This window comes from Flavobacterium sp. M31R6, assembly GCF_013284035.1.
GTDB lineage: Bacteria > Bacteroidota > Bacteroidia > Flavobacteriales > Flavobacteriaceae > Flavobacterium.
Window position 1 is genome coordinate 4,300,536 of sequence record NZ_CP054141.1, and the last position, 16,691, is coordinate 4,317,226.

The 16,691-nt window shown below is 33.0% G+C and carries 11 protein-coding genes; 8 read left to right on the forward strand and 3 right to left on the reverse strand.

Annotated features, from left to right (window positions below):
• Nucleotides 1-397: 397 nt before the first annotated feature.
• From HQN62_RS18210 to HQN62_RS18220, 3 genes are all read left to right on the forward strand, one after another.
• Nucleotides 398-1,171, forward strand: coding sequence for a polysaccharide deacetylase family protein (locus HQN62_RS18210; protein WP_173505401.1), 774 nt, complete (start codon nt 398-400; stop codon nt 1,169-1,171).
• A gap of 188 nt (nt 1,172-1,359) precedes the next feature.
• Nucleotides 1,360-2,547 carry a hypothetical protein gene (locus HQN62_RS18215; protein ID WP_173505402.1) on the forward strand — a complete coding sequence of 396 codons (1,188 nt, stop codon included), beginning with the start codon at nt 1,360-1,362 and terminating at the stop codon, nt 2,545-2,547.
• 11 nt (nt 2,548-2,558) lie between these two features.
• Nucleotides 2,559-3,968, forward strand: coding sequence for a hypothetical protein (locus HQN62_RS18220; protein ID WP_173505403.1), 1,410 nt, complete (start codon nt 2,559-2,561; stop codon nt 3,966-3,968).
• Between the two features lie 295 nt (nt 3,969-4,263).
• Here HQN62_RS18220 and HQN62_RS18225 read toward each other — a convergent pair whose 3' ends face one another.
• The 3 genes from HQN62_RS18225 to HQN62_RS18235 all read right to left on the reverse strand — a co-directional run bounded on the left by HQN62_RS18225 (nt 4,264) and on the right by HQN62_RS18235 (nt 8,066).
• Nucleotides 4,264-5,319, reverse strand: a complete 1,056-nt coding sequence (locus HQN62_RS18225) for a serine hydrolase domain-containing protein (protein WP_173505404.1) — start codon at nt 5,317-5,319, stop codon at nt 4,264-4,266.
• Between the two features lie 61 nt (nt 5,320-5,380).
• Nucleotides 5,381-6,715 carry a sensor histidine kinase gene (locus tag HQN62_RS18230; RefSeq protein ID WP_173505405.1) on the reverse strand — a complete coding sequence of 445 codons (1,335 nt, stop codon included), beginning with the start codon at nt 6,713-6,715 and terminating at the stop codon, nt 5,381-5,383.
• 1 nt (nt 6,716) lies between these two features.
• The gene (locus tag HQN62_RS18235; RefSeq protein ID WP_173505406.1) at nt 6,717-8,066 is read right to left on the reverse strand and encodes a sigma-54-dependent transcriptional regulator; all 1,350 of its coding nucleotides are present in this window, start codon (nt 8,064-8,066) and stop codon (nt 6,717-6,719) included.
• Between the two features lie 141 nt (nt 8,067-8,207).
• Here HQN62_RS18235 and HQN62_RS18240 point away from each other — a divergent pair, with 141 nt between their 5' ends.
• From HQN62_RS18240 to HQN62_RS18260, 5 genes are all read left to right on the forward strand, one after another.
• On the forward strand, nt 8,208-9,446 hold the full coding sequence (locus HQN62_RS18240; RefSeq protein ID WP_173505407.1) for an efflux RND transporter periplasmic adaptor subunit: 1,239 nt from the start codon (nt 8,208-8,210) through the stop codon (nt 9,444-9,446).
• 73 nt (nt 9,447-9,519) lie between these two features.
• On the forward strand, nt 9,520-10,221 hold the full coding sequence (locus tag HQN62_RS18245) for an ABC transporter ATP-binding protein (RefSeq protein WP_116797087.1): 702 nt from the start codon (nt 9,520-9,522) through the stop codon (nt 10,219-10,221).
• A gap of 180 nt (nt 10,222-10,401) precedes the next feature.
• On the forward strand, nt 10,402-12,759 hold the full coding sequence (locus tag HQN62_RS18250) for an ABC transporter permease (RefSeq protein WP_371811619.1): 2,358 nt from the start codon (nt 10,402-10,404) through the stop codon (nt 12,757-12,759).
• Between the two features lie 47 nt (nt 12,760-12,806).
• On the forward strand, nt 12,807-15,224 hold the full coding sequence (locus HQN62_RS18255; RefSeq protein WP_173505409.1) for an ABC transporter permease: 2,418 nt from the start codon (nt 12,807-12,809) through the stop codon (nt 15,222-15,224).
• Entirely contained in the window at nt 15,217-16,521 is a 1,305-nt protein-coding gene (locus HQN62_RS18260) for a TolC family protein (RefSeq protein ID WP_173505410.1), read from the forward strand. Before HQN62_RS18255 ends, HQN62_RS18260 begins: the two co-directional genes overlap by 8 nt.
• The last annotated feature ends 170 nt before the right edge of the window (nt 16,522-16,691 follow it).

A 16,691-nucleotide genomic window follows, 5' to 3' on the forward strand; every position in this document is an offset into this window, starting at 1 on the left:
TATACAGATTATTAAATAAATCCTGTTATAACTATACAGATTTTATCAGTACCTAAGCTGGTAGAGATTGAAGATCCCCGATAGCTCGGATTTACTTCGTCAGTTCGCTATCGCTCGGATGTAATCAATCCCACAAAGATTCGTAATTTCAATTTTATAAAAAAAAGCTACAGGAATTATTTTCTTGCAGCTTTTTTTGTGTGTTAACTTTATGGCATATTGCTGTGGGCATGGATTACTGTATCAGTTCACTTCGCTCGTGTACAAATCCTCGCTATCGAACTCGAGGATATATACGTGTGATTTTGGTTCTTTAAAACGCGAATCCGTAAAATATGGAAGCAAAAAAGATTAAATTTGAATGTCGATCCTATTCTTTAATAAAACAAAGTAATCCATGAAATTATCTTTATTTAAAATTTTGCTAGTTTCTACATTTTTGGCATTACTTTCTTGTGAAAAGAAAGCGGAAAAACCAAAACCATATCAAGCGGGAGTACTTATTTCTTTTGATGATGCTTATGTAGATGAATGGTTTGATACCGATAAAGTTTTGAAAAAATACAATTGGAAAGCTACTTTTTGTGTTTGCAGAATTGATTCTATTGGTGCACCACAAATCAAAAAACTATTTGAATTGCAAAAGGAAGGTCACGAAATTGCAGGTCACGGATACCACCATTACAATGCCGTCAAATTTGTAGCAGCACATGGGATTAACGAGTATATGAAACAGGAAATAGACCCCATGATGGCTTCGATGAAAAGATTATCCTTTAATGTTACATCGTTTGCCTATCCTTACGGCGAACGATCTGACGCACTTGATGCAGCATTGTCAGCCAAATATAAAGTGATCCGAGGAAGAGCTTTTTGCGAAGATGTTCCTGAAAAAGAGGGTTGTTATTTTAGAAATTCTAAATTTCTTTATGGTTTTGATATTGACGATAGTCACGTTCATTTTAGCATTCCTTATCTTTTGGAATTATTGGATGATGCCAAGAAAAAGAATAAAATATTGATTCTATGCAGCCACAAACCCGTTAAAAAATTGACCGGCAATTATCAGACAAGAATTGAAACTTTAGAGTTTTTATGCAAATACATGAAACTGAATAACCTAAAATTTTATAGGTTATCGGACCTGGATAATTTAGAAACTATAAAATAGAACAAGAATTCTCTCAAAAACAACAACAGTTACCCTTATTTAATTCATCAATAAAAATCTAAATAGAAAAATCAACAACTTAAAAAGCTAACTTTGTCTAAATGCAATATGACTTTATGTTTTGATATAAGTCATGTATTTTGTATTTATATTATGTTATTTTTGAAAGAATTTTAAACCTAAATCATATGAAGTTAGATTACCTACTAGGTCTTTTTCTGTTTCCCCTTTTTACTTTAAATGCACAAAGCATTTCAACAGAATTAGTAGAATACCAGGTTTTAAGAGAACCAAAAATTAGTATCGACGCCAATTCACGTCAGTATTCAGTAAAAGTTACTTCGCCTTACAATTTGACAAGTGATGAAGTTTATGCCCAATCTAAAGTTGATTTTCAAACCGAATTAAAGAATTTTGATAAGGTAACTGCAGATAGTGAAAACGAGTTTAAACAAAAAATAGCAGATTATGATGCTGATGTAGCAAAAGCCAATGCTAAGTATAAATCAGAATCTGAAGAATTTAAAAAGCTTACTTTATTAGAGCGTTTAACGCTACAGGATAAAAATCAAAATCCTAGACTTGTTCTTCCAAACAGACCGCTTTATGTAGCACCACTAAAACCGGTTTATCACGAACCAAATCTTCAAAACTTTGTTATTATTGACAATAATGTTTTAGCTTCTCAGGTAAACATTGACGGTTTTACTAAAGACGGAAATTATCTGACTATTTTATTGGACATCAAAAAAACCAATTTTCAGGATAATTCAGGACAAACGTATGCCAATCAGCCTACAACACTTATCGTAAAGCAAAATGGGCAAGAAAAAATAAATAAAATCTTTTTTCAGGAATATAAATACATTAGTTCGTCTCCAACGAACAATATCAATAAACCTCGTGAAGAACAACAACATTTGAAAAAAGTCGTAGCTTTTATCAATGATTATTTAAATGAAACATTTGCTTTTAAAACAATCCGATATAGTGTAAGACTTCAGAATGTTAAAAACAAAGGGCAATATGATGATTTGGAAAAAGCACATATTTATGTTTCAACTAATTTGAAAAAATTAAGCCCTGAAAATCCGCAAATTAATGCCGCAGCTTTTACCGGAATGCAAAAAGGAATTGATATCTGGAGAGAAACCTTAACTAAGATTGATTTTAAAGATCCAAAAGCCGATTTTAACGCAAAAATTGCAAAGTTTATTTACTTCAATTTAATGAATTTAAACTTGGCGTTAGATAAAAAACCTGAAGCAGAAAAAGTACTTAATGAGATGCAGGAAAATTTAATTTACATCAAGTTAAATTCAAGCGAAGAAACCGAATTAAAAGCCATCGAAAAGCAAATTTACAAAACGACTTAAAAACTACTATTATGAGAACAAAAATACTTGCACTCCTTTTTTTACTGGTAAGCCATTCTGGATTTAGCCAGATTAATAAAGAATACGGAACTAAATTTGACTATGATTCACGAGAAATAGATTTTAAAGTAGTTTTGGTTGATAACTACAATCATTATATGTCTTCTATAATAAATGTGGACGCCGGAATGCAGTCTAGCAACAAAATTATTATTAGGAAATTTGATCAAAAAAATCAATTAGTTGAGACCTTTACAGAAGAATTTCCATATAAAGACACATTTACACTTCATAATTATGTTGGAAGTTATGAGCTTGGAAAAGAGAAGCTTATAGTTTTAACGGATTGTTATTCCAATAAAACAAAAAAGAAAGAAATTCATCAAATTACATTTGATAAAAAAACGGGTTTATTTGACAAAAAAGTAATCGCGGAATATACTTTTGAAAGCCTTTCAAAATCTGGAACTACTTATGCAATGGTTTCACAAAACAAAAACTATTTCGGAATTGTTTACAGTAAATTTGCTAATAAGAAAATAGCAGAAGAACATCAATGTACCATTATAGATGGAAGAACAGGAGATTTACTTTGGCAAAAAGACGTTTCCTTTCCGTTATTATCATTTACAGACAATGTAGTTTTAAGCGATAGCGGAAAAGTGATTTTCGTCAGAACAACTAAAGAAACTGGATCTCAAAACGTATTGGCCATAGCAGACGGAAATACTGTTGAAAACAAAGATTTTGGCAAAGAAGATGTGAAGATTAAGAAACCGCTTTCTTTTTCAGTAGGTCCTAACGAGTATCTGATCGCATTTAATAATTATGCACACGGAATAAATCGCGGCGAATTTGATAAAGTTCTTGTTTATGATCTAAATGCAGGTACGGTCCTGAAAAATAATCCTGTAGAAAGTTTAAGAAATATTAAGGATTTAAAGAAAGTTAATTTCAATACTTTGTCTATACAAAATGATGAAATCAATTTATTTGTAGACTGTGACTTTCAGAGCGGAACAAAACCGGATCCTACCTTTCCAAATTCTACGTTCAAAATTCCGGAATACTCAAACGGTTTCCCAAGTTTGCTAATATTTAATATGAGTGGGGAACTGACAAGAACTGTAGATTATAATGTACGACCAACCAGAGAAGGTTATAAATCAATTGGAGTTCAAAACATTAAAGGGAACTATTTTCTAAACACACATCTAAGCGGACAATATGAAGTTCCTGGAATTTACCGATTAAATAACGGTTCTATTGACAACAATCTTAAAATAAAATCTTTAGATGATGATGGAACAATAATCACAGGCTTTGCGAATTATTTACCAGAGGCTAAAAGATTAATTTTGGCGAAAACAGAAGGCAATAAACAAATGGTTTTTATTAATCTTTTGAATATTCAGCTGTAAAAAGTTAACTCAAAATAAAATTACTTTATAATAGAAAGGCACTTGTTTACAGCAAGGGCCTTTTTTATATTTATGCTTTCCGGCAAGATCGTAATTACTTTGAAGTACCGCTGGTGTTTAATAGTTTTATCAGTTGTCGGAATAAAACATAAAGAATGGTTTAGAATCTAATTAAAAAACCACTGGAGTTATTTTCCTGCAGCTTTTTTCGAAGTCCAGTCGAAGTCTGCGCAAATGTTTGAACCGAAAGAAGAGCAATACACAGCAGTAATATTGTTTTTTTTATACAGGAGTCTTATTTCAAAAGGTTACTTTCTTTGACAATTTTTCTAATTTCCTGCTCAAAATAGTAAGCAATATCAAAATTTTCGTTTGCTTGATTTTCCATGACAATCACGCTGGTATTCGTTTTGGGATAATATAAATTGACTGCTGTAAATCCTTCGCCTGGATGAAAACCGGTGTGGCCAATTTCCATTATGCTGTCTTTGTCATTTATTCGCAATCCATACCCATAGCCGATCGGTTTTTCGCTAAAAAGCTGATGCGTATTGGTAATGGAATAGCTGGTCATCATTTTATAAGTATCGGGTTTTAGTAATTTGCTATTATGCAGACATTCGTTCCATTTTGCTAAATCAGGAGCTGAAACTATTAAATGGCTTCCAAAATAATTATGAATGTCAAAATCTAATTTTTCATTCAATTTATAAGAACCGTCTTTTTTTACGGTGTGCCCTTTTGTCAAAAACTTATTATTGCTCTTGTTAGGATAATAACTGTCATTCATTTTACATTTTTTGAATAAGGCCATTACTAATTCCTCGAAACTTTTGTGACTTTGCTTTTCAAGAACCTGCCCTGCTACATAATAGCCAATATTTGAATAACTAAAAGCGGTTCCCGGTGCAAATTTTAAAGGTTTGTCAATATCTTCACTATTCAGACCCGAAGTATTGTTAAGCAGCTGATGAACTGTAACAGTGTCTGCCCAGGAATATTTAAAATCCGGTAAATAGTTGCGGATAGGTGTCTGCAAATCAATTGTTCCTTTTTCTACTTCCTGCAAGATCAGCACAGCGGTAAATTGCTTGGCAATTGACATGGTAGAAAATTTATCAGAAATTTTCAAAGTCGTTTTTTTATTGAAATCAGAATAGCCGTATGATTTTGCATATTTTCTTTTTCCGTTTTGCTGTATAAAAACAACCCCATTAAAACTTCTTGGATTTGTTTTTTGAATCAAGCTGTCAATTTTGGCGGCATAGTCGTCTTTCGTCTGTCCAAAAGAGCTGCACGAAGTTAGTACAATTGCGATGGCAATACAGGTTAACCTGAAAAAATGTTTCATTTAGAGTGCTAGGAATTATTTAATTGATATAACAAAGCGAGAGATGAATCCGAAATTAAAACTAACTATCCACCAGACAAATCACAAAAGTGGTTTTTCCGTCATCATTCCTGTATGCCAGATAGCCGCCGTGTGCTTCTACAATGTTTTTGGACAAGGTCAGTCCAATTCCAGCTCCTTCTTTTCGGGTGGTAAAAAATGGAAGGAATATTTTGCTTTCAATTTCTTTTTCTATGCCTTTTCCTGTGTCGCTAATCATGATGAAAGTTCTTTTTTCTTTGACCTCAGCCGAAATAATAATCTGTTTATTCAGCGTTTCTTTCAAAGTATAAATACAGTTTGTCAAAAGATTAATCAATACCTGCTCCATTTGTTGCGGATCAAGATATAACCTACGGTCGAACGCAATCGTGTTCACTACTTCGATTTCCTCTTTTTTAAACAATGGAGCCATAATTTGAAAACTGTTTTCAATCCATTTCGAAAGTTCAATTTTTTCTTTTTTGGGAGAAGGCAACATGGCCAGTTTACGGTAACTTTCTACAAACTGCTGCAGATGATCGCTTCGTCTCAACATCGTGGCAACACTGCTTTTCATATCGTCCAGATCTTCCGCAGAAATGGTTTCCTGCTGTACCAAGTCCTGCAGATTCTGCGAGAGTGACCGAATAGGAGTAATTGAATTCAACAGTTCGTGAGAAATAACTTTCATTAGATTAATCCAAGCCTCTTTCTCTTTTTTCTCAATTACATTTTGGATCGAATCCAGTAAAACAATAAAGTAATCGTGATTAAAAATCTGACTTCTGGAGGTTTGCATCACAAACGTCTGTGTGTCCTGGTGATTAACACGAATCTCTAATGATTGTTTAATTTCTTGAAAACCCTGACCTTCAATAATTTCACACAACTTAGGCAGGTAATTTTTTAAATACTTCCATCTGGAAACTTTTGGGACATCAAAATGTTTTGAAAAATAATCATTCATTAAAAAGATATTCCAATCGGTTTCTTCCTTTTGCAGAATAATAATTCCTGTTTCGATGTTGTTTAAAATAGAACGGTACACAATATCTTTTGAAACCTGCTCATTTTCTTTCTTTTTAAGCGTTTCATACAATTTGAATAAAGCGGAATAGTTCTGATAGGATTTATACTTTGCAAAACTGGATGTAAAATCATTTTGCAAAATCGAAGTAATTGTTCTGTCGTAAACTGAAAATGCATTTTTTAGATAAAAATACAGTTCAAGAAGGAGCAGAAAAATGATGAGAAATCCGAATATAGCCGAAAAAACAAGTCCTTTTTGAAAAAGAAATATGGAAATTCCCGTGCCAAAAAGAATAAATATTAATCGGAGAAAAAGGAAATGATGTATTTTCAGTGATTTATGCATATTAGCCAATGGTAATGTTATACTTTTCTAAACGTCGGTATAAAGAGGCTCTTGTCAATCCTAATTCTTTAGCCGTTTTACTGATATTGTTATTGTTCTTGCTCAGTATTTTTTCAATAGCTGATTTTTCAACGGCAGACAGCTGAATATCGTCTTGATTTTCTTCGTAAGTCGTTATTTGTTCCAAATCTAAATCTGAAACAGTGATACGATTGTTTTCACAAAGAATCACGGCACGCTCTATTCTGTTTTCCATTTCTCGGATGTTTCCGTTCCAAGCATGCTTTTCAATTTGATCTAATGACTTTTCGTCAAGAGTAATTTCGTCTCGACCGTATTTAGTCATCATTTTTTGTAAAAGATAATGTGCCAATGGAATTTTGTCTTCGTTTCGCTCCCGCAATGGCGGCAACACAATTTCCATGGTATTGATGCGATAATATAGATCTTCCCTAAAGTTTTTATCACTAACTTCCTGTTTCAAATTCAGGTTGGTGGCTGTAATAATACGGACATTCAAAGACCTTGGCTTAGACTCACCCAATCGCGTTACTGTTTTGGTTTGAATAACCTGCAAAAGTTTCGATTGCAGATGCAGGGGAACATTCCCTATTTCATCCAAAAAAATAGTCCCGTTTTGAGCCATTTCAAAGCGTCCGGCGGTATCCGTTTTAGCATCGGTAAAAGCGCCTTGTGCATAACCAAATAATTCACTTTCAAAAATATTGGAATTTAATGACCCCAAATCTACGTGAATAAAAGGACTGCTTTTTCGTTCTGATTGCCGATGGATATGGTATGACAAAACATATTTACCGGTTCCGTTTTCGCCAAGGATTAAAATATTGGCATCCGTTTTGGCCACTTTATCTGCCAGAGTATAAGCCTTTTTTATTACTTCCGAATTACCAATGAAGAATTCGTCCACGCTCTCAATAGTATCTGGTTTCTTTTGTCCTTTTCGGCTTTTATCAACTGCCTGTTTTACAACGCTAAGTAATTTTTCATTTTCCCAAGGTTTCAAAATATAGTCAAAAGCACCCGCTTTTAAACCTTCAACGGCGGTCTCCACTTTACCAAAAGCGGTCATCAAAATAATAACGGTCTTTGGCGAAAGCGTTTTTATTTCTTTTAACAAATACAAACCTTCCCTCCCATCTTCAAAACCTATTCTGTAATTCATGTCCAACAAAACGACATCGATGGTGTTTTTTGCCAATAATTCAACCACATTTTTCGGATTATTGAGCGTAAAAATGCTTTCGAAATGCTTTTTTAGGAGCATTTTGGAAGCAAAAAGAATGTCTTCTTGGTCGTCTATGATTAATATAGAGGCGTTGGTCTTTTTCATTGTTGTTCGGTTTCGGACAAAAGGTGTTCATTATCGAACACTTGAAATATTTAGTTAAAAAATAAAGTCTTAAAAATAAGCGGATTATGATGTTTAAATTTCTGGCACGATAATCCCTTTAGGTTTATCAAATTATCAGCAATGGACACCATAATTACACGTAAAACTAACAAAAATAAGTATCTTTTAATCGCATTACCAATTATCTTACTCTTTGGATATTTCGTTTTTACTTCAGCAACCAAGAAAAGAAGTCTTACAATAAAGAAAGACGAAATCACGGTTAAAACAGTTGAGAATAATTATTTTGAAGATTTCATGTCTTTTCAGGCAAAAGCGGTTCCCTTACATTCGATGCTGGTTAATATAATTGAAGGCGGAGCGGTTCAGGAAATATTTGTTGCAAATGGTGATATGGTTATCAAAGGACAACCGCTGGCAAGATTGTACAATCCTAATGCAGAATTGGCCTATATGCAGCAAGAAACAGCAATCATTGAACAAATCAATAATTTAAACAAAGCCAAGCTCGATTTGAGAAACCAGGAATTGAATTTGGAAAAAGATTTGATTGCAATAGAGCACGATTATTTGGATGCCAAAAATTTATACGATTTGAACAAAAAACTTTTTGAACAGGAAATATTGTCTAAAAATGAATGGGAAAAGACTCAAGAGAATTATCGTTTTCAAAAAGAGCGTATGAACATTATTAAGCAAAGTGTCAAAAAAGAAAAACTAGCCAATCAAGTTCAGATTGGGCAACTCAATCAATCCATTGGTTTCATGAATAAAAGTTTGGACATATTAAGAATGAACAAAAAGAATTTTCTGATCACAGCGCCAATTTCCGGAAGGCTTTCTTCATTCGAACCAATATTGGGCAAAACCTATGCACAAAACACAAGTATTGGTTCTATTGATGACATGAAAGGGTATAAATTGGTCGCTGACATAGATGAGTTCTATTTGGACAAAATTGCTGAGAAACAAAAAGGAACGGTTGATTTTGACAATAAAGCTGTCGAAGTCCAAATAACCAAAGTAATCCCCGAAGTTAAAAACGGAAGGTTTCAAGTGGAATTAGATTTTGTTTCCTCTGAAAAACTAGATTTAAAACAAGGATTGAGTTTTGGGGTAAAATTAAATTTATCTGAAAAAACAAAAACCAAAGTGCTTTCAAAGGGAAGCTTTTATGAAGAAACAAACGGTAAATGGATTTTTGTTGTCAATGGAAACAAGGCCGAAAGAAGGGCTATCAAACTAGGGAGAGAAAACCCTCTGTATTATGAAGTGCTTGGCGGCTTGAGGGCAGATGAAAAAGTAATTACCTCATCCTATAAAGATTATAAGGACATAGAAATTTTGAGTTTAGAATAGCGATGAAAGAAGCAAAAGAAAATAACAATAAATAATTATATAAAATAGCATCAATCAAAAAACGAACAATAGTATGATCACAATTAAAAACCTTTCAAGAATATTCAGAACCGAAGAAGTGGAAACAATGGCACTAAGCGAAATTTCATTAACCATCAAACAAGGAGATTTTGTTTCCATTATGGGGCCTTCGGGAAGCGGGAAATCAACTTTATTGAATATTGTTGGATTGCTGGACAGCGCCTCCGGTGGAAGTTACCAATTGCTTAATCAGGAAATGATTGGGCTGAAAGAAAAAGAAAAATCGAGAGCAAGAAAAGAAAACATTGGCTTCATTTTTCAGAATTTCAATTTAATTGATGAACTATCAGTATATGACAATATCGAATTGCCTCTGATTTACAACAAAGTTTCTTCGGGGGACAGAAAGAAAAAAGTCGAAGCAATTGCTAACAAATTAGGCATTTCGCATCGATTAAAACATTATCCGCAACAGCTTTCCGGTGGACAGCAACAACGTGTAGCGGTCGCAAGAGCCTTGATCAACGACCCGAAAATTATTCTTGCCGATGAACCTACAGGAAATCTGGACAGTAAAAACGGAAACGAAGTAATGGAATTGTTGACTGATTTACATGCCAACGGCGCAACAATATTAATGGTTACGCACTCTGATTATGATGCTTCTTTTTCGCAGAAAACGATTCTTATGAAAGATGGTGCGGTTATTTCTGAAAAAGTAAATCAAAGAAATGTTGATGTTTTTAAAGTGTAGATATGATCTTCAAAATTATACTATCAATCATAACCATCTTACTCGAATTGCTTAATCAGGTAATCTAGTGAGTTCATTAATCAAATAAAAGAATCAAATCACATGTTAAAAAATTGGACTAATATATTTTTATATCACATCAGGAACAACAAGCTTTTTACGGCTTTAAATATTTTGGGTTTGAGCATTGGAATAGCAGGATTGATTTTTGCTACTTTATATTGGAATGACGAACACAATTACAACGATTGGAATCCTGAAAAAGAAAATGTTTATCAGGCATTGAGCGTAGTTGGCAAGGATATGATTTGGCCGAATAACTTAGCTAGTTATGAGCCTTATTTCAAAAAAGAAATTAAAGAACTTGATTCGTACTGTTATTTTGAAAATTGGTATTCAAATAAAATCATTAAGCACAAAGACAAAAAAGGCATTTTTACGATAACCAATACCCAAAAAAACTTTTTTGACTTTTTTCCTTTTGAATTTATAAAAGGAAACAGTAAAACTGCTTTAAATGATGAAAATAGCATTGCGCTTTCCGAAGAGGCTGCAACCAAACTTTTTGGCACAGAAAACCCAATCGGAAAGGAAGTTTCATATTCAGATAAAAAGCTGATAGTTCGAGGTGTTTATACTATTCCAGGCAAATCATCCCTTGCTCCTCAAGCTTTAACTTGTTTATTAGATGCACGATTAAAAGACGACTACGACCAGTGGGGAAATTTCAATTATGGTTTAATGCTCAAAATTAAAAATCCAAATAATAAAGTTGTTGTTATACGAAAAATGGAACAGTTACTTTATATGAATAGAACTGTAAAATGGGCCAAAGAAGAAGGTATTACTCCCAAAGAATGGAATGAAAAAAATGGTTCAGAAAACACAAAAATAATATTAGAACCATTAAAGGACGCAAGGTTACATTCCATAGTTGACGGCTATGCAGAAGGCAGAGGCAATTATCAGTTTTTGATGATTATGATGGGGCTATCGGTTTTAATATTAATCCTGTCTGTTTTTAATTATGTCAATTTGGCTACTGCCAATGCAATAAAAAGAGCCAAAGAAGTAGGTGTCCGAAAAATTTCAGGTGCATCAAAAAGCAATATTGTACTGCAGTTTCTTTTTGAAATTGTGCTGATTACTTTCTTTTCCTTACTCTTATCGCTGGCAATTGTGGAGTTATCGCTGCCTTATTATAATGAATTTTTAGAAAAAAAATTAATAATCTATGGCAGTCAGTTTTATTATGAATTAGTAATCATTTTTATCTTAACAGTGATTATTGCCGGAATATTCCCTGCCATTTATGTTTCCAATTTTGAAGCTCTGAAAGTATTAAAAGGCAACTTTGGGCGAAGTAAAGGTGGTGTTTGGCTACGCAACGGAATGCTGATTTTTCAATTTGCTATTGCTTCCTTTTTTATCATTGGATCTTATATTGTATATGAACAAGTACATTTTTTGAGCACCAGAGAGCTAGGCTTTAAAGGTGAGCAAGTTCTTCAAATAAAATACAGAAAACCCGATTTTGATTTTAAAGATAAAAATATATCTGAAAAATTATTCACCAGATACCAAACCCTCAAACAAGAAATTGCCAAGATTAATGGCGTTACGCAAGTGGCCACAGGAGCTTTCTCGTTTGGAAACAGTGATAATTCGTCTTCCAGTTTTACTTATCATGACATCAATATTCAAGGTCAAAATATGGCTGTTGATTTTGGAATGCTCGAAATGTTAAAGATAAAAATGGCTCAAGGACGTTATTTAGACAACCGCATTTCATCAGATACTATTGATGCAGTAATGGTCAATGAAGCAGCTTTGAAATTGATGAAAGAAAAAAGTCCAATTGGAAAAATCGTCAATTGGAATGGCAACAAACTCAAGATTATTGGGATTGTAAAAGATTTTAATTTTGGGGGACCAAAAGCTGAAATTCCTCCAATGGTATTTTTCCATCTCAAAACAATAGATTGGATGAATATGAATGTCAATAACATATTTGTGAAAGTGAATCCCAATGAAATAGAAAACACCATTCCGGCTCTCGAAAAATTCTGGGCTAAAAACATAGATTCTGATTATCCGTTCAATTATGACTTTGTTGATAAAGCGTATGCGCGGACATACAAGGAATTTGTAAATCAAAAAAACTTGTTTTCATTACTGAATATTGTGGTTATTCTGATTGCCTTGTTCGGATTATTTGCCTTGGCCTCCTATTCGATAGAAAGACGAATGAAAGAAATTGCCATTAGAAAAACACTCGGTGCAGAAACCACTGTTTTGCTAAAAGAATTATCCAAACAATATATTGTTTTTTGTGTAATTGGATTTCTGATTGCAGTATTCCCAGGGTATTATTTACTCAACAAATGGCTGGAAAATTTTGTTTTTAGAATAGACATGACGGTATTCCCATTCGTTTTTGGATTCATACTATTATTAGTTTTAACACTGATAATTGTGCTATCAAGAGCGTATCAGGCAACAAAAACAGATGTTTTGAAATATTTGAAATACGAATAAACACAAAGAATTCATGTTTTTTTTACAATTAACCTATAATTTCAAATATGTTATTAAACTATATAAAAATATTTATCTACCATTTAAAGCAAAACAAACTGTTTTCATTTCTGAATGTTTCGGGATTGGCGATAGGAATTGCAGGATTGATTTTCGCGTTGCTGTATTGGAATGACGAACAAAGCTATAACGATTGGAATCCTGAAAAAGAAAAAGTTTATCAAGTTTTAGTTCAATTGACTGATATGCCGGTTTTTTCAGATTGTTCTTTATTTCTAAAACCTGTTTTAGATAAAGACTCCAATGTCGAAACAGTATTGTATGCTGACAGTTGGTATCAAAAGGATAAAATTATTTACAATGGAAAGAAAGAATTAGTCGATAAAATCATCAATGTACAGCATAATTTCTTTTCTTTTTTTCCATTCAAAATCATAAATGGAGATGCTATTTCGGCCATAAAAGATGATTCCAGCATTGCCATTTCTGATGTAATTGCCAAAAGAGTTTTTGGTAATGAAAACCCAATCGGAAAACAAATAAAATGTCTTGACCAAATGTTTGTTGTGCGTGCCGTATATCACATTCCAGGGAATTCATCAATCGCTCCAAATGTCATAATGAATAAAATGGAGAAATTGGTGACTTCAGGTATGACAGCTCCATTTGCTTTCAAACTTTTGCTAAAAATTAAAGATCCATCAAAAATTGAACATACGCGAAAGAGCCTAGAAAACAAATATAATGGCGATTTCATTAAAAGAATTGCGAAACTAGAGGGCTTTACTCCAAACGAAATGGCTAAAAAAATAGGGCATTTTACCGTTGTCATGGAACCACTCTCAAAAGCAAGATTACATTCGATAACAGATGGTTATCCGGAAGGGCGAGGCAATTATCAATTTTTATTAATTATGATGAGTTTATCAGTTTTGATTCTCATTTTATCCATTGTCAATTATATCAATTTGGCTACTGCCAATGCCATAAAACGTGCGAAAGAAGTGGGAGTACGTAAAATCGTAGGGGCATCAAGAGGTAATATTATTACACAATTTATTTTTGAGACTATTATCATAAGCTCACTTTCAATTTTATTGGCTTTAGTGATCGTAGAATTGACTTTGCCGTATTACAATGATTTTTTAGGTAAAAACTTGATAATGATTGGAGGTCAATTTTATCTACAGTTAATTCTAATTTTCATCATTATTATTTTGGCAGCAGGGATATTTCCAGCGGTGTACGTTTCCAATTTTGAAACACTTAAAGTGTTAAAGGGGAATTTTGGAAGAAGCAAAAGCGGCGTTTGGCTGCGCAACGGAATGCTGGTTTTTCAGTTTGCCATTGCCTCTTTTTTCATTATTGGATCCTATATTGTATATCAGCAAATTAAATACTTAAACAATAAAGACCTTGGTTTTAAAGGAGACCAAGTGATTTCCGTATGTTTAAACTTTCCAAATTCAGACTATGAAGTAGAAAACGTTGGACAAAATATTTACAACAAATACAATACTATAAAACAAGAATTAACCAAAATAAATGGGATTGAACAAATTTCAACAGGTCTCATTTCTTTTGATGGTTCGGATAATTCGATCGCGCCAGTTTTATTTAACGATGAACTCTTTAAAGAGCGGAGCATTGCTTTTGACTTTGGAATGTTTGAAGTACTGAATATAAAAGTAGTAAAAGGGAGGGATTTTGACAGAAAACTAGCTTCTGATACCATTAATTCAGTTATAATAAACGAAACTGCTCTAAAATTAATGAAGATTAAAAATCCACTTGGAGCAGAAATTCGAATAAATAATAAAAAATTAAAAATAATTGGTGTTGTTAAGGATTTCAACTTATTAAGTCCTGAAGTAAAAGTACCACCAATTGTTTTTTGTCATCTCAAAACGATGAATATAGCAGGAAATATAGACAAAGTTTTCATAAAGCTGAATTCTGACAATGTGGAAAACACTATTGCTAATATTGAAAAATTATGGGCCACATTCGATACTGAGCATCCATTTAAATATGATTTTGTAGATAAACAGTATGCCAGAACTTATGAAAGTTACGTAAAACAGAAGAACCTTTTTTCATTGCTGAATGTAGTTGTAATTGGTATTGCGCTTTTTGGATTGCTTGCGTTGGCTTCCTATTCGATACAAAGACGCATGAAAGAAATTGCCATTAGAAAAACGCTTGGTGCCGAAACCAATACTTTGTTGAAAGAATTGTCAAAACAGTACATTTTATATTGCATCATCGGTTTTCTACTTGCATTATTTCCAGTGTATTATTTACTGAACAAATGGCTTGAAAATTTCTCTTTTAGAATAGATATGACTGTATTGCCATTCGTTTTCGGATTTATAATATTGTTGGTTTTAACATTGATAATTGTGCTGTCAAGAGCGTATCAGGCAACCAAAACAGACGTTTTGAAATATTTGAAATATGAATAATAAAAACTTTTTGACAATAGTCTTCCTACTATTTTGTGCTTTGGCAAGCGGGCAGGGAAACTCCTGGTCGCTCACAAAGTGCATAGATATGGCCTTGCAGAATAATCTCGAAATAAAAATCAGACAGCTTGAAATAAAAAGAACTCAAAAATCACAAAATTCAGTTTTAAACCGAATGTTACCCGTTGTCAATTTATACGGAGAACAAGGGTATAATTTTGGATCAAGTATTGACCCTTCAACTAACGGAAGGGTAAGCTCTAATTTTCAAAATGATAATTTCTATCTCAATGCCAAAACAAATCTGATTGATTTTAATGCTTTTGCAAATGCAAAAAAAGACAAAATCAATATTGAACTCGCCAAAGCAGAGAAAGAAGTGATTGAAAATGAATATAAATTGCAGCTTTTGGAAAGTTATTATCAGGCGCTTTATACGCAGGAATTATTGAAAATTCAAAAAGAGCAACTCAAACAAGCAACTTTAAACTTAGAAAGAGTGACCAAAGAAGTTGCCATTGGGAGCAAGCCCCAAAGTGATTTGTATGATATGCAATTGAGCTTTTCGGAAGAAGAAAACCGAAATTTAGAAACCGAACAGTTATACGGAATAAAAAAAACACAGTTGTTTCAACTGATGAATGTTGTGGATGTTGTAATTGATGAAGTGATTTTGGAACCTTATCTGAAAGAAAGACCAGCTTATATTGCTGAAAGTACGTCCTACAATCCTAAAATAAAGTTTGCTGAACTCAATTACCAAAGCAGTTTAAAATCAATAGGTTTGGAAAGGGCCAATAATTTGCCCGTATTGTCAGCCTATTATGGGTTTTCTACTTTTTATTATAAAACGCTAAGTCAGGCAAACACAAACACTGATAGTTTTAATAATCAATTAGCCGACAATAAAAGCCAGCAAGTAGGCATCCAGTTGAACGTTCCTATTTTTAATGGCTTTAGAAACAACAAAAAAATCGATGCATCGAAAATTGAAAGCGAAAAGACAAAATTAGTCATAGAACAGGAAAAGCAACAGCTGGATAAACAAGTGGCATTGGAAGAACAAAACAAAAAGAATTATTTGCAAATTCAGAATAAGTGGATGGAGAAGCTGCGATATGCCAAAGCCTCCCTAACCACTACTCAAGCCAAATTTGCCAGCGGAAAAATAGAAGCCATTGTATATTCATCAGTGAAAAATCAATTTCTTTCAGCAGAATATGAAGTTTTAAAAAATAACCTTCAACTGCAATATATTGACTTGAAAATCAATTTATTGAAAACAAATCATTTATAAAATGAAAACTAAAATTAAAAGCATTTACAATTTAAATTGTTAACGCCAACTTGTTTCAATCCTACAAGAAATGGTTTATAAATGATAGTGTATGGCCCACAAAACTTCTCAATTCCTTGAGAAGTTTTTTTAGATTGCAAAGTACAGTAGTGGGACGATACCGGCAAAAA